Origin of the sequence: Haemophilus haemolyticus, assembly GCF_001008205.1 — a bacterium.
GTDB classification, from domain to species: domain Bacteria; phylum Pseudomonadota; class Gammaproteobacteria; order Enterobacterales; family Pasteurellaceae; genus Haemophilus; species Haemophilus haemolyticus_Q.
Genome location: NZ_LCTK01000007.1, coordinates 81,175 through 93,293, shown reverse-complemented (window position 1 = coordinate 93,293; position 12,119 = coordinate 81,175). Strand labels below are relative to the sequence as shown.

At 36.9% G+C, this 12,119-nt stretch carries 13 protein-coding genes and 1 pseudogene; 9 read left to right on the top strand and 5 right to left on the bottom strand.

Annotated features, from left to right (window positions below):
• Together AAX18_RS02780 and AAX18_RS02775 are read left to right on the top strand one after the other, a co-directional pair.
• Positions 1-211, top strand: a pseudogene (locus AAX18_RS02780) (TolC family protein); the annotation flags it as partial.
• A gap of 90 nt (positions 212-301) precedes the next feature.
• Positions 302-931, top strand: coding sequence for a histidine phosphatase family protein (locus AAX18_RS02775; protein WP_046952872.1), 630 nt, complete (start codon positions 302-304; stop codon positions 929-931).
• A gap of 149 nt (positions 932-1,080) precedes the next feature.
• Here the strand turns inward: AAX18_RS02775 and pepT are convergent, their stop codons facing one another.
• Positions 1,081-2,319 carry a peptidase T gene (gene pepT / locus AAX18_RS02770; protein WP_046952871.1) on the bottom strand — a complete coding sequence of 413 codons (1,239 nt, stop codon included), beginning with the start codon at positions 2,317-2,319 and terminating at the stop codon, positions 1,081-1,083.
• A 296-nt stretch (positions 2,320-2,615) separates the two neighbouring features.
• On the opposite strand from pepT, the gene potA reads away from it, so the two are divergent.
• The 4 genes from potA (at position 2,616) to AAX18_RS02750 (ending at position 6,559) form a co-directional block, all read left to right on the top strand.
• Entirely contained in the window at positions 2,616-3,734 is a 1,119-nt protein-coding gene (gene potA / locus AAX18_RS02765; protein WP_005645368.1) for a spermidine/putrescine ABC transporter ATP-binding protein PotA, read from the top strand.
• Positions 3,718-4,578, top strand: coding sequence for a spermidine/putrescine ABC transporter permease PotB (gene potB, locus AAX18_RS02760; RefSeq protein ID WP_032825741.1), 861 nt, complete (start codon positions 3,718-3,720; stop codon positions 4,576-4,578). The genes potA and potB overlap by 17 nt, the downstream gene beginning before the upstream one ends.
• Positions 4,578-5,348 (top strand): spermidine/putrescine ABC transporter permease PotC, encoded by a 771-nt coding sequence (potC, locus tag AAX18_RS02755; protein WP_005628794.1) that lies wholly within the window; start codon positions 4,578-4,580, stop codon positions 5,346-5,348. The genes potB and potC overlap by 1 nt, the downstream gene beginning before the upstream one ends.
• 128 nt (positions 5,349-5,476) lie before the next feature.
• Positions 5,477-6,559 (top strand): extracellular solute-binding protein, encoded by a 1,083-nt coding sequence (locus AAX18_RS02750; RefSeq protein WP_005628174.1) that lies wholly within the window; start codon positions 5,477-5,479, stop codon positions 6,557-6,559.
• Between the two features lie 107 nt (positions 6,560-6,666).
• Here the strand turns inward: AAX18_RS02750 and folE are convergent, their stop codons facing one another.
• On the bottom strand, positions 6,667-7,323 hold the full coding sequence (gene folE, locus AAX18_RS02745; RefSeq protein ID WP_005628173.1) for a GTP cyclohydrolase I FolE: 657 nt from the start codon (positions 7,321-7,323) through the stop codon (positions 6,667-6,669).
• Between the two features lie 137 nt (positions 7,324-7,460).
• On the opposite strand from folE, the gene moeA reads away from it, so the two are divergent.
• The 3 genes from moeA to AAX18_RS02730 all read left to right on the top strand — a co-directional run bounded on the left by moeA (position 7,461) and on the right by AAX18_RS02730 (position 9,801).
• A complete protein-coding gene (moeA, locus tag AAX18_RS02740) occupies positions 7,461-8,675 on the top strand; it encodes a molybdopterin molybdotransferase MoeA (protein ID WP_046952870.1) in 1,215 nt (404 codons plus the stop codon).
• Between the two features lie 3 nt (positions 8,676-8,678).
• A complete protein-coding gene (moeB, locus tag AAX18_RS02735) occupies positions 8,679-9,410 on the top strand; it encodes a molybdopterin-synthase adenylyltransferase MoeB (RefSeq protein ID WP_046952869.1) in 732 nt (243 codons plus the stop codon).
• A gap of 67 nt (positions 9,411-9,477) precedes the next feature.
• Positions 9,478-9,801 carry an HI1450 family dsDNA-mimic protein gene (locus AAX18_RS02730; RefSeq protein ID WP_005645305.1) on the top strand — a complete coding sequence of 108 codons (324 nt, stop codon included), beginning with the start codon at positions 9,478-9,480 and terminating at the stop codon, positions 9,799-9,801.
• A gap of 62 nt (positions 9,802-9,863) precedes the next feature.
• On the opposite strand, the gene AAX18_RS08920 is transcribed toward AAX18_RS02730, so the two are convergent.
• The 3 genes from AAX18_RS08920 to AAX18_RS02715 all read right to left on the bottom strand — a co-directional run bounded on the left by AAX18_RS08920 (position 9,864) and on the right by AAX18_RS02715 (position 12,115).
• Positions 9,864-10,781 (bottom strand): LysO family transporter, encoded by a 918-nt coding sequence (locus AAX18_RS08920; protein ID WP_046952868.1) that lies wholly within the window; start codon positions 10,779-10,781, stop codon positions 9,864-9,866.
• Between the two features lie 180 nt (positions 10,782-10,961).
• A complete protein-coding gene (locus AAX18_RS02720; protein WP_046952867.1) occupies positions 10,962-11,432 on the bottom strand; it encodes a redoxin family protein in 471 nt (156 codons plus the stop codon).
• Positions 11,433-11,473: 41 nt separating this feature from the next.
• Positions 11,474-12,115 carry a cytochrome c biogenesis protein CcdA gene (locus AAX18_RS02715; protein ID WP_046952866.1) on the bottom strand — a complete coding sequence of 214 codons (642 nt, stop codon included), beginning with the start codon at positions 12,113-12,115 and terminating at the stop codon, positions 11,474-11,476.
• Positions 12,116-12,119 lie beyond the last annotated feature (4 nt).

The following is a 12,119-nucleotide window of genomic DNA, read 5'->3' as shown; positions in this document are numbered from 1 at the left end:
AAGTAATTTACAGCAAACTCATAGTTACAATCAGCGTATCACGCAATATTATCAAAATCGCTATAATGCGGGCGTGTCCGAATTGCGCGAATGGTTAGTTGCAGCAAATACTGAAAAATCATCACAACTTGCGATTTTGAACGCGAAATATCAAGTGCTACAAAGTGAAAATGCAGTATATAGCTCAATGGCGGGATATTACTCTCGTTAATCAAACCAAACATAGGGCGTTTTTAAGCGCCCTTTTTAATATTACATTCCTCGCTTAAGGTATAAACCTTACCAATAAATATTCCTAAAAATGAAGAAACAACTTACTTTTTATTTTATTCGTCATGGCCGCACAGTTTGGAACGAACAAGGATTAATGCAAGGCAGTGGAGATTCTCCATTAACAGAAGAAGGCATTCAAAGTGCGATAAAAACAGGGCAAGCTTTACAAAATGTCAATTTTATTGCCGCCTATTCGAGCTGTTTACAACGTACTATTGACACAGCCAATTATATTATTGGCGATCGAGACATTCCCTTATTCCAACATCGTGGATTAAATGAACATTATTTTGGTAGTTGGGAAGGAACAAATGTAGAACTGATCCGACCTTTGCCAGAATTCCAACAAATGATTAATGATCCTGCTAACTATAAAGCTGAATCGAATGGTGGAGAAACTTATGAACAACTAGCCAAACGAGCTATCGCAGCAGTACAAGACATCATTAAGGTTCATCAAGAAGGGAATATTTTAGTGGTATCGCATGGGCATACCTTGCGTCTATTAATTGCTTTACTAAATGGCGCAACTTGGCAAAATCACCGAGCCAAAGACAAGTCAGTATCTTTATTAAATACTGCTATTAGCATAATGCATTATGACAGTGAAAAAGGCTTTAGCCTTGAAAAACTAAATGACACAATACATTTACAATAGATAAAAAAAAGCCCCTAAATCATTAGGGGCATCAAAAAGGAATTTATGAATAAAATCTCTAAAGTTTAGCTTTATCAAAGGAATCTCGATAAAACAAAGGCATTATATTGACTAATCTAAAGAATAGCAAGAGAAATCTTTACATTTCTTTACACTTCTTTACATTTCAGCATTTCGATAATTACTTGGACAGTCTTTTCCATACCTTGTAAAGAAACCAACTCGTGTTTACTATGGAAATTATAGCCACCAGTAAAAATATTCGGGCATGCTAAACCTTTAGAGGCTAAAAATGCCCCATCTGTACCACCTCGAATTGGCTTATGACTTGGTTTAACCCCTACCGCTTTCATTGCGCGATCAGCAAGTTCAATTGATTCAGGAACATTTCTTACCACATCATACATATTTTGGTAGCTATCTTGAATTTCTAACTCAATAGGCTTTTTCAAACCTTTTTTAGCATTAAATTTTTCCACCTGACTTTTAATAAAAGCTTTTCTTTGTGCGAAATTCTGCTCATCAAAATCACGAATCAAATAAGTAAGCTCCACTTGCTCAATATCGCCAGAAAAATCTTCTAAATGATAAAAGCCCGCTTTCCCATCTGTTTTCTCTGGTACTTCATCAACAGGAAAAACTTGCTGAAATTCACAAGCTAAAGTCAATGCATTCACCATTTTTCCTTTTGCATAACCAGGATGAATACTCCGCCCGAAAAACCGCACTTTTGCCGTTGCAGCATTAAAGTTTTCGTATTCTAATTCCCCTACTTCGCCACCATCAATGGTATATGCCCAATCACAGGAAAATTTTTCCATTGGGAAATAATGGATTCCCAAACCAATTTCTTCATCAGGCGTAAAAGCAACACGAATATTGCAATGAGGAATATTCTCTCTTTGAAGAATGGAAAGTGCGGTCATAATTTCAGCAATTCCCGCTTTATTATCCGCCCCAAGCAAAGTGGTTCCATCGGTAACAATCAGAGTCTCTCCTACCAATTTTTGCATAAAAGAATAATAAACAGGGCTAATAAACTCCTCGCCAATACCTAATGCAATATCTCCACCACGATATTGTTCTATCACTTCGGGGCGTACATTTTTGCCACTACATTGCGGAGATGTATCAAGATGCGCAATTAAACCAATGGTTTTCGTTAAGCTAGGATCATTAGCGGGTAAAAATGCTGTTACCACCGCATATTTACTTACTTCAACATTCTCTAAACCAAGTTGGATGAGTTCTTTTTGCAACTGCATGGCTAACTTCATTTGCCCGACAGAGCTAGGGGAATGCTTAGCATGAGGTTTTGATTGGGTGTCAAAAGACACATAATGTAAAAATCGTTCTAAAAGTTCTGTTTTATCTATTTGAGAAATCATATTCTCGCTCCTTTTAAAAATATCTTTTTTAGTTTAACGAGAAAAATAGAAAACATCTTGATATATAACAATATTTATAAAATTAACGAAGTAAAATTCATCGAAAGTGCGGTTAAATTTCTCGTTATTTTTATGAACGGCAGTTTTTTTACTTTCTAAGGCATTAAGTCCTTTTAATTATTAACAATTCACTATATCATAGATGCCTATTTTTATATGTCGCCCCTGCAGTCTTGCAGGTTTTATTTCTACTCAGTACCAAATCATTGGTGAAATTAGGGAGAAAACCAAAGCTAGTGGAAAATCAGCTTCAAAACAAGCCTATTATTGAGCTTCGTTCAATCAAAAAATCCTATGGTTCTAACACCATTATTAACGATTTTAATCTTACAATTAATAACGGTGAATTTGTCACTATTCTTGGCCCTTCAGGCTGTGGTAAAACCACAGTTTTACGCTTGCTTGCAGGCTTAGAAGAATTGGATTCAGGTAGCATTATTTTAGATGGTGAAGATATCACCAATGTGCCAGCGGAAAAACGTCATATTAATACGGTATTCCAAAGCTATGCGCTATTTCCACATATGACAATTTTTGAGAACGTGGCTTTTGGTTTGCGTATGCAAAAAGTACCAAACGACGAAATTAAACCGCGTGTTTTAGAAGCCTTGCGTATGGTACAGCTGGAAGAAATGGCAGATCGTAAGCCAACTCAACTTTCTGGCGGACAACAACAACGTATTGCCATCGCTCGCGCCGTAGTAAATAAACCAAAAGTGTTGTTACTTGATGAGTCTTTATCTGCATTGGATTACAAATTGCGTAAACAAATGCAAAATGAACTCAAAATGTTACAACGTCAGCTTGGCATTACCTTTATTTTCGTCACCCACGATCAAGAAGAAGCAATTACAATGTCTGATCGTATCGTGTTGTTGCGTAAAGGTAAAATCGCACAAGATGGTTCTCCACGTGAAATCTATGAAGATCCAGCTAACTTATTCGTTGCTCGTTTCATTGGCGAAATTAACGTATTTGAAGCAACGGTGATTGAACGCAAGTCAGAACAAGTTGTACTCGCGAATGTTGAAGGTCGAGTTTGTGATATTTACACAGATATGCCTGTTGAGAAAGATCAAAAACTTCAAGTACTCCTTCGTCCTGAAGATATTGTAATTGAAGAATTAGATGAAAATGAACATTCTAAAGCGATTATCGGCCACATTGTTGACCGCACTTACAAAGGAATGACATTAGAATCAACGGTAGAATTTGATCATAATGGCATGCGTGTCCTCGTAAGTGAATTCTTTAACGAAGACGATCCACATATGGATCATAGCGTAGGTCAACGCGTAGGCATTACATGGCATGAAGGCTGGGAGGTTGTTCTCAACGATGAAGATAATCAATAATAAATTCCAGAAAATTACTGTTGCGATTATTTTCAGTTGGCTCATCTTCTTTGTGTTGATTCCAAACTTATTGGTATTCGCCGTAAGTTTTCTGACTAGAGACGGTAGCGACTTTTACGCTTTCCCAATCACCATTGAAAACTACACAAACTTGTTTAATCCGCTTTATGCACAAGTTGTGTGGAATTCATTGTATATGTCGGGCATAGCTACCGTTATTTGCTTATTAGTTGGCTATCCATTTGCTTTCATGATGAGCAAAATTAATCCTAAATATCGACCGCTCTTATTGTTCCTTGTGGTATTACCATTCTGGACAAACTCGTTGATCCGTATTTATGGAATGAAAGTGTTTCTCGGTGTGAAAGGTGTACTTAACACTATGTTGATGGACATGGGAATTTTGAGTGAACCCATTCGCATTTTGAATACAGAAATTGCGGTAATCATTGGCTTAGTTTATTTGCTATTGCCATTTATGATTTTGCCACTCTACTCTGCGATTGAAAAATTAGACGGTCGCTTATTAGAGGCTGCAAGAGATTTAGGCGCAAATGCATTCCAACGTTTCTTCCGTGTTATTTTACCACTAACCATGCCAGGCATTATCGCAGGGTGTTTATTAGTGTTATTACCGGCAATGGGTATGTTCTACGTTGCAGACTTACTTGGCGGAGCAAAAGTATTGCTTGTTGGTAACGTAATTAAGAGCGAATTCTTAATTTCCCGTAACTGGCCATTTGGTTCTGCAATCAGTATTGGTTTAACTGTTCTAATGGCATTGTTGATTTTCGTGTACTACCGCGCGAACAAACTATTGAATAAGAAAGTGGAGTTAGAATAATGAGTCGTTTACTACGTAATGCATTTATGTTTGTGGTATACGCTTATTTGTATATCCCAATTATTATTTTAGTCACTAATTCCTTTAACGAAGATCGTTATGGTTTAAGTTGGAAAGGCTTTAGCTGGAACTGGTACGAGCGTTTATTTAATAACGACACCTTAATACAAGCAGCGATTCATTCGGTAACTATTGCATTTTTTGCGGCTACTCTAGCTACTATTGTGGGTGGATTAACTGCAATCGCACTTTACCGCTATCGATTCCGCGGTAAACAAGCGGTAAGCGGTATGTTATTTATCGTCATGATGTCACCAGATATTGTAATGGCAGTATCTTTACTTGCATTATTTATGGTTGTCGGTATTTCATTAGGTTTCTGGTCTTTATTACTAGCTCATGTGACCTTCTGTTTACCGTATGTGACCGTAACTATCTTCTCTCGCTTAAATGGCTTTGATTCTAGAATGTTAGAAGCGGCAAAAGACTTAGGCGCAAGTGAAGTGACTATTTTACGTAAAATTATCCTTCCTTTAGCATTACCTGCAGTTGTATCTGGTTGGTTATTAAGTTTCACTATTTCATTAGATGATGTTGTGGTTTCATCATTCGTCAGTGGTGTAAGTTATGAAATCTTACCATTGAGAATATTCTCTTTAGTGAAAACTGGTGTAACACCTGAAGTTAATGCTTTAGCAACGATTATGATCGTGCTTTCACTGGCTCTTGTCGTTTTAAGCCAGCTAATTACACGAAAAAATAACCATTAAGAAACAAAAGGTTTCACAAACCTTTGAATTTAAAATAGAATACGCCTTGACGCACAATCAAGGCGTTTTTTTATGCCTGTCATTCGGCAGGTGGTTTTTTTACGACTCTTTACGGAGAACAAACAAAAATGAAAAAATTCGCAGGTTTAATTACTGCTGGCTTAGTAGCTGCAACTTTAACTGCTTGTAATGATAAAGATAGCAAAGCTGAAGCTGCAAAATCTCCGGCTACTGCCAATGACACCGTGTACCTCTACACATGGACTGAATACGTACCAGATGGTCTTTTAGATGAGTTTACTAAAGAAACTGGCATCAAAGTTATCGTTTCAAGCCTAGAATCAAACGAAACAATGTATGCAAAACTCAAAACTCAAGGTGCTGCTGGTGGCTATGATGTGATTGCACCATCTAACTACTTCGTCTCTAAAATGTCTAGAGAAGGCATGTTAATGGAACTCGATCACAGCAAATTACCTGTTATTAAAGAATTAGATCCTGATTGGCTCAATAAACCTTATGATAAAGGTAACAAATACTCTCTTCCACAATTATTAGGTGCACCAGGTATTGCATTCAATACCAACACTTATAAAGGAACTCAATTCACTTCTTGGGCTGACTTGTGGAAACCAGAATTTGCAAACAAAGTTCAGTTATTAGACGATGCGCGCGAAGTATTCAACATCGCTTTATTGAAAATTGGTCAAGATCCAAATACTCAAGATCCGGCCATTATCAAACAAGCCTATGAAGAATTATTAAAACTACGTCCAAACGTACTTTCTTTCAATTCCGATAACCCAGCGAATTCTTTCATTTCGGGTGAAGTTGAAGTAGGTCAATTATGGAATGGTTCTGTACGTATTGCTAAAAAAGAAAAAGCACCTTTAGACATGGTATTCCCGAAAGAAGGTCCTGTACTTTGGGTTGATACTTTAGCAATTCCTAAAACCGCTAAAAACCCAGATGGCGCTCATAAACTTATTAACTATATGTTAGGCGCTAAAGCTGCAGAAAAATTAACCTTAGCAATTGGCTATCCAACAGCTAACTTAGAAGCGAAAAAAGCATTACCAAAAGAAATCACTGAAGATCCAGCGATTTATCCACCAGCTGATGTATTAAAAAATAGTCACTGGCAAGATGACGTTGGCGATGCAATTCAATTCTATGAACAATATTATCAAGAATTAAAAGCAGCTAAATAATCTACAATCCAAAAGTGCGGATAAATTTCCCCGCACTTTTCTATTTGAGCTAAATATAAAAAATAGCCGCACTGATATTGAAGTGCGGCTATTTTATTAACTATTTTTTACTTCTGAACTGTAGCTAAAAATTCTTTACGAGTATCTCTATCTTCTAAGAATACGCCACCATAAGCAGATGTGACAGTATAACTATTTGTATCTCTAATACCACGCGCTTTCACACAGAAATGGGTCGCTTTCACATATACCGCGACATCATCTGTCTCAAGAATTGTTTGAAATGCTGTCAAAAGTTGTTCAGTTAAGCGTTCTTGAACCTGTGGACGTTGAGCAAAAAATGAAACGATTCGATTAATTTTAGAAAGACCAATCACCCAATCTTTTGGATAGTACGCCACACAAACTTTACCATCAATCGTAACAAAATGATGTTCACAAGTGCTTGTTAGCGTGATGTCATTCACTTGCACCATTTCGCTGACTTTCATCTGATTTTTGATTTTCGTCATTTTAGGAAAATTTGCATAATCCATTCCACTAAAAATCTCATCAATAAACATTTTAGCTAAACGATTTGGTGTTTCTTCCAAACTATCATCTCGCAAATCTAATCCAATCAACTTCATCACTTCATGCATGTGTTTTGCAATGCTTTCTCGACGTTCATCTTTAGCCTGTGTTGGATCAATCATGGGTGTTTCAATGCCTTTTTCAATCAAGGCATGTCTTACATTCAGTGCATCCAGTGAAATTTTGCTCATAATAGTCTTTCCTAAAAAAATAATCGGCTATTCTAGCAAAGGATAATGGGATGGTAAAATGAGAAAAATTGCAAATTTGAATGAATTAGGCTTTAGATATAAAATAGCTGACAAATTTTATCAAATAAGGATTTTCTATGCTTACATTGGATCAAGCTCGCTCGAAAATGCTCGAACAGATTCCCTTCCCGACTCAAACTGAATACCTAAATTTACAAGAAGCCGCCAATCGAATTTGTGCAGAAGATGTGATTTCACCTATTAATGTTCCTTCTTTCGATAATTCAGCAATGGATGGCTATGCTGTACGTTTATCGGATTTACAACAATCTTTAACGCTTTCGGTAGCAGGAAAATCTTTTGCAGGTAATCCATTCCAAGGGGAATGGTCATCACAAAGTGCGATCAGAATTATGACTGGCGCGATGATTCCTGAAGGCGCAGATGCAGTGATAATGCAAGAGCAAGTGACACTCAATGAAGACGGCACCGTCACTTTTAGTGAATTGCCTAAACCAAATCAAAACATCCGTCGTATTGGCGAAGATGTAAAAAAAGGCGATGTGGTATTAGAACAAGGCGCACCGCTCACCCCAGTTTCCTTGCCATTATTAGCCTCTCTAGGCATTGCAGAAGTAAAATGCTATCGCCAATTAAAAGTTTGTGTACTCTCAACTGGCGATGAACTTGTCGAAGTCGGCAAACCATTACAAACCGGACAAATCTATGACACCAACCGTTTCACCGTAAAATTACTGCTAGAAAAACTAAACTGTGAAGTCATTGATTTAGGACTATTGCCTGATAATGAAGCTGAATTTGAAAAGGCATTTATTGCCGCACAAAGCCAAGCCGATTTAGTGATTACCAGTGGCGGTGTTTCCGTTGGTGAAGCGGATTTTACTAAAGCAGTATTAGAAAAAGTAGGCCAAGTAAATTTCTGGAAAATTGCAATCAAACCGGGCAAACCATTCGCTTTTGGTAAATTAGAAAACGCTTGGTTCTGTGGTTTACCTGGCAATCCTGTTTCCGCATTAGTGACTTTTTATCAACTTGTTCAGCCACTCATTGCTAAACTGCAAGGCCAAAAACAATGGAAAAAACCACCGCACTTTTCAGCCATTGCCACAACGAATTTGAAAAAAGCACCTGGTCGTTTAGATTTCCAACGGGGTTTCTATCACATCAATGAACAAGGCCAAATTGAAGTACAATCAGTGGGATTCCAAGGCTCTCATCTCTTTAGTGCTTTTGTAAAAAGCAATTGTTTTATCGTTTTAGAACAAGAACGTGGCAATGTCTCTGCCGGTGAAACAGTGACGATTGAGCCTTTCAATCATTTATTAGGATAAAAAATGATCGAACTTAGTCACGAAGAAGAATTGCGTTATAACCGTCAAATTATTCTTAAAAGCGTAGATTTTGACGGGCAAGAAAAACTCAAAGCAAGCAAAATGCTGATCGTTGGGCTTGGCGGCTTAGGCTGTGCAGCCAGCCAATATCTCGCAGTAGCAGGTGTTGGAAATTTAACGCTGTTGGATTTCGATACTGTTTCTCTTTCGAATCTTCAACGACAGGTCTTGCATTGTGATGCACGCTTGAATATGCCAAAAGTAGAATCCGCTAAAATTGCACTAGAACAAATCAATCCACATATAAACATCGAGACAATTAATGCGAAGTTAGACGAAGAAAAACTCGCAGAAATCATTCCGCACTTTGATATTGTTTTAGATTGTACAGACAATGTGGAAATCCGTAATCAGTTGGATCGTCAATGTGGTAATGCAAAAGTACCTCTCATTTCTGGCGCTGCAATTCGGATGGAAGGTCAGGTTTCCGTTTTCACTTATGAACCAAATACACCAACTTATCGTGATCTCAGCAAATTATTTGGACAAAATGTATTAAGCTGTGTAGAAGCTGGCGTGCTTGCACCAATCGTCGGCATTGTGGGCACGATTCAAGCCTTAGAAGCAATTAAAGTGCGGTTAAAAATCGGTAAGAATTTGTGTGGCCGTTTATTGATGATTGATGGTTTTTCGATGAATATCCGAGAAATTAAACTTCCAACCAATGTGGAATAAAATGCTTAAAAAGAGAAAAAAATTTAACCGCACTTTTTATTAACCATAACCTTTACGACAAAACACTATGACAACAGAAATTAAAAAACTTGATCCAGATACAGCCATTGATATTGCTTACGATATTTTCTTAGAAATGGCTGGAGAAAATTTAGATCCTGCCGATATTCTTTTATTCAACTTACAATTTGAAGAACGCGGTGGCGTGGAATTTGTTGAAACTGCCGATGATTGGGAAGACGAAATTGGAGTACTAATTGACCCAGAAGAATACGCTGAAGTGTGGGTGGGCTTAGTCAATGAGCAAGATGAAATGGATGATGTATTTGCTAAATTCTTAATTTCTCACCGAGAAGAAGATCGCGAATTTCACGTTATTTGGAAAAAGTAACGATAAAGTAAAAATAAGGGAAATCATCTGATTTCCCTTTTTCTTTTAAAATTAACGCGCTATTAAATTGGAAAACTCGAGAAAAAGACTAATAACAACGGCGGTAATAAATTCGTCACCATACCAAAAGAAATAGCGATAGGCGTTACTTCAATTCCGCCTGATTTTTGAATAATAGGCAATGTACAATCTAATGCCGTTGCGCCTGTAATCCCTATAGCTGTAGAGCGATAATGTTGCATAAACAATGGAATTAAAAATAAACTCAAAATTTCACGTGATAAATCATTGAAAAAAGCAATACTGCCCTGCATCGGTCCCCAAGCATTTGTCAGCACGACGCTTGATAAAGAATACCAACCAAATCCCGATGAAAAGGCTAAACCTTGAGTAATCGGCATACTCAGAAAAAATGCCGAAATAACACCACCAATTAAAGAACTTAAGGTAAAAATCGCTTCCATCATTAAACCTTGCTTATTTAATAAGACTTCTTTCAAGGAAATACCATTATTACGAAGCTGAATACCTACAAAAAAGATCAACGCAATAAGCACGTAAAGATTGGAACCATGTGGGAAATGCAACCAATCATTACACAACCAACCTAAAACAATGCCGATAATCACCGCACTTAATAATTTAATTGAGTCCATTAACGAATGCCAACGAGATGGTAATTCTCCCTGTAAATAATTAACAGGCTTAGGCAAAGTGCGGTCATAAATAGCCAAGCCTAGGATATTACAAGTCAAAATAATAGCCGATAGCCCTAAAGCAGTCATACCAATAATTGGCAATTTTTGTTCTAAATGCTCTAGCTGCCCAAGCATAAAACCCATCATAAATAAAATGATGTAAAGCAATAACATCACAATTTTATTAATGAATGCCAACGCATTTTGACTCTGTATTTTGACTAAGTAACCCAACACCATAGGCACAAGCACAATAAGTAGTCCGTTAATTATTTCTTCCATTGTTTCCTTAACCACTATTACTTTTATCTCGTCTGTAAAAGTAAAGACCATTTCAATATCTAAGCACTATTTATAATATATACTTTTTATCAATCTACCAAATACCCAATGAAAGAATATCTACGTTATGCCAGAAATAAAAAAGCGGCTGGTTAAATTTTAATTACCAGCCGCTTGATTTTATTTCTCAATAAACTTAATTATTTGCTCCCGTCCTAAATGTCCTGGCACAGTTTTCTTCACATTTAAATCAGCATCTAAAAATAGATTAAACGGATAACCTCGCACTCTTGCTTTATCAATGATTTCGCCTTTTTCATCTAAAAGCACTGTGATATTTTTATATTCCAATCCTTTGTACCATTCAATAAAATCAGCAGTGTCTTTTTCGCCTTTGTGATCGGGCGAAACAATGGTAATCACTTCAAAATTGCGATCTTTTTCCGCACTTAAATCATCAATTTCAGCTAATCCAGCCAAGCAAATCGGACACCAAGATGCCCACATTTTTACATACACAGGTTTGCCTTTATATTGGCTTAAAGTCACTGGCTGATTGTTTAAATCTTTGAGTTGCACATCCGCCAAATTAGTTTGTGCAAAAGTGTTTAGGCTGAATGCCATTAGAAAGATTGATAGTAGTTTTTTCATTGCTTTTTCCTTTTATAGATTTCTTTTGTTGAGATTATGCTTTACGAAAAATTATTCGTAATCAATAAAATGCCCATCACGATAATTAAAACACCGCCACCGATTTTAAATTTGTCTAAGTGTTTATTTAACCCTTTGGCACGTTTTAGCAAGCTGTCTGAAAAGAATGAAAACAGTACAAACGGCGTTGCCAAGCCTAAAACATAAACGAACATCATTGATGCACCGTAAAGTGCAGAGCCTTCATCGCCCGATAAAGCTAACACGGAAGCCAGAATCGGACCAATACAAGGCGTCCAACCAAGGCTAAAGGTTAAACCAAGGACAAATGCCTCAAGTGCGGTTGACTTTCCTGATGTTTTGATTTCAACCAATTTCGTGCGTTCCAACAAACCAATTTTGAAAATACCGAGTTGATGAATACCTAAAATAATAACAATAATCCCTGCAATAATACGTGTGGTATTGCTAAATAAAATATTCCCTAAAAAGCCAAAACTAAAGCCTAAACTGACAAATGTAAGGGAAAGCCCTAAAATAAATAAAAAAGTATTTAGGACTTTTTTGCCACCTTTACTCAAAATACCAAAATAAATTGGAATAATCGGAAAAATACAAGGCGAAAGAAAAGAAGCAAGCCCCGCTAAAAATACAGTTCCAATAAGGAGTTGTTGATCTAACATCCTA

Coding starts and splice junctions, on each gene's coding strand:
- AAX18_RS02775 (WP_046952872.1), top strand. CDS start 302: ATGAAGAAACAACTTACTTTTTATTTTATTCGTCATGGCCGCACAGTT.
- folE (WP_005628173.1), bottom strand. CDS start 7,323: ATGAGCAAAATTTCACTGGATGCACTGAATGTAAGACATGCCTTGATT.
- moeA (WP_046952870.1), top strand. CDS start 7,461: ATGCTTACATTGGATCAAGCTCGCTCGAAAATGCTCGAACAGATTCCC.
- pepT (WP_046952871.1), bottom strand. CDS start 2,319: ATGATTTCTCAAATAGATAAAACAGAACTTTTAGAACGATTTTTACAT.
- AAX18_RS08920 (WP_046952868.1), bottom strand. CDS start 10,781: ATGGAAGAAATAATTAACGGACTACTTATTGTGCTTGTGCCTATGGTG.
- potC (WP_005628794.1), top strand. CDS start 4,578: ATGAGTCGTTTACTACGTAATGCATTTATGTTTGTGGTATACGCTTAT.
- AAX18_RS02715 (WP_046952866.1), bottom strand. CDS start 12,115: ATGTTAGATCAACAACTCCTTATTGGAACTGTATTTTTAGCGGGGCTT.
- AAX18_RS02750 (WP_005628174.1), top strand. CDS start 5,477: ATGAAAAAATTCGCAGGTTTAATTACTGCTGGCTTAGTAGCTGCAACT.
- moeB (WP_046952869.1), top strand. CDS start 8,679: ATGATCGAACTTAGTCACGAAGAAGAATTGCGTTATAACCGTCAAATT.
- AAX18_RS02720 (WP_046952867.1), bottom strand. CDS start 11,432: ATGAAAAAACTACTATCAATCTTTCTAATGGCATTCAGCCTAAACACT.
- potB (WP_032825741.1), top strand. CDS start 3,718: ATGAAGATAATCAATAATAAATTCCAGAAAATTACTGTTGCGATTATT.
- AAX18_RS02730 (WP_005645305.1), top strand. CDS start 9,478: ATGACAACAGAAATTAAAAAACTTGATCCAGATACAGCCATTGATATT.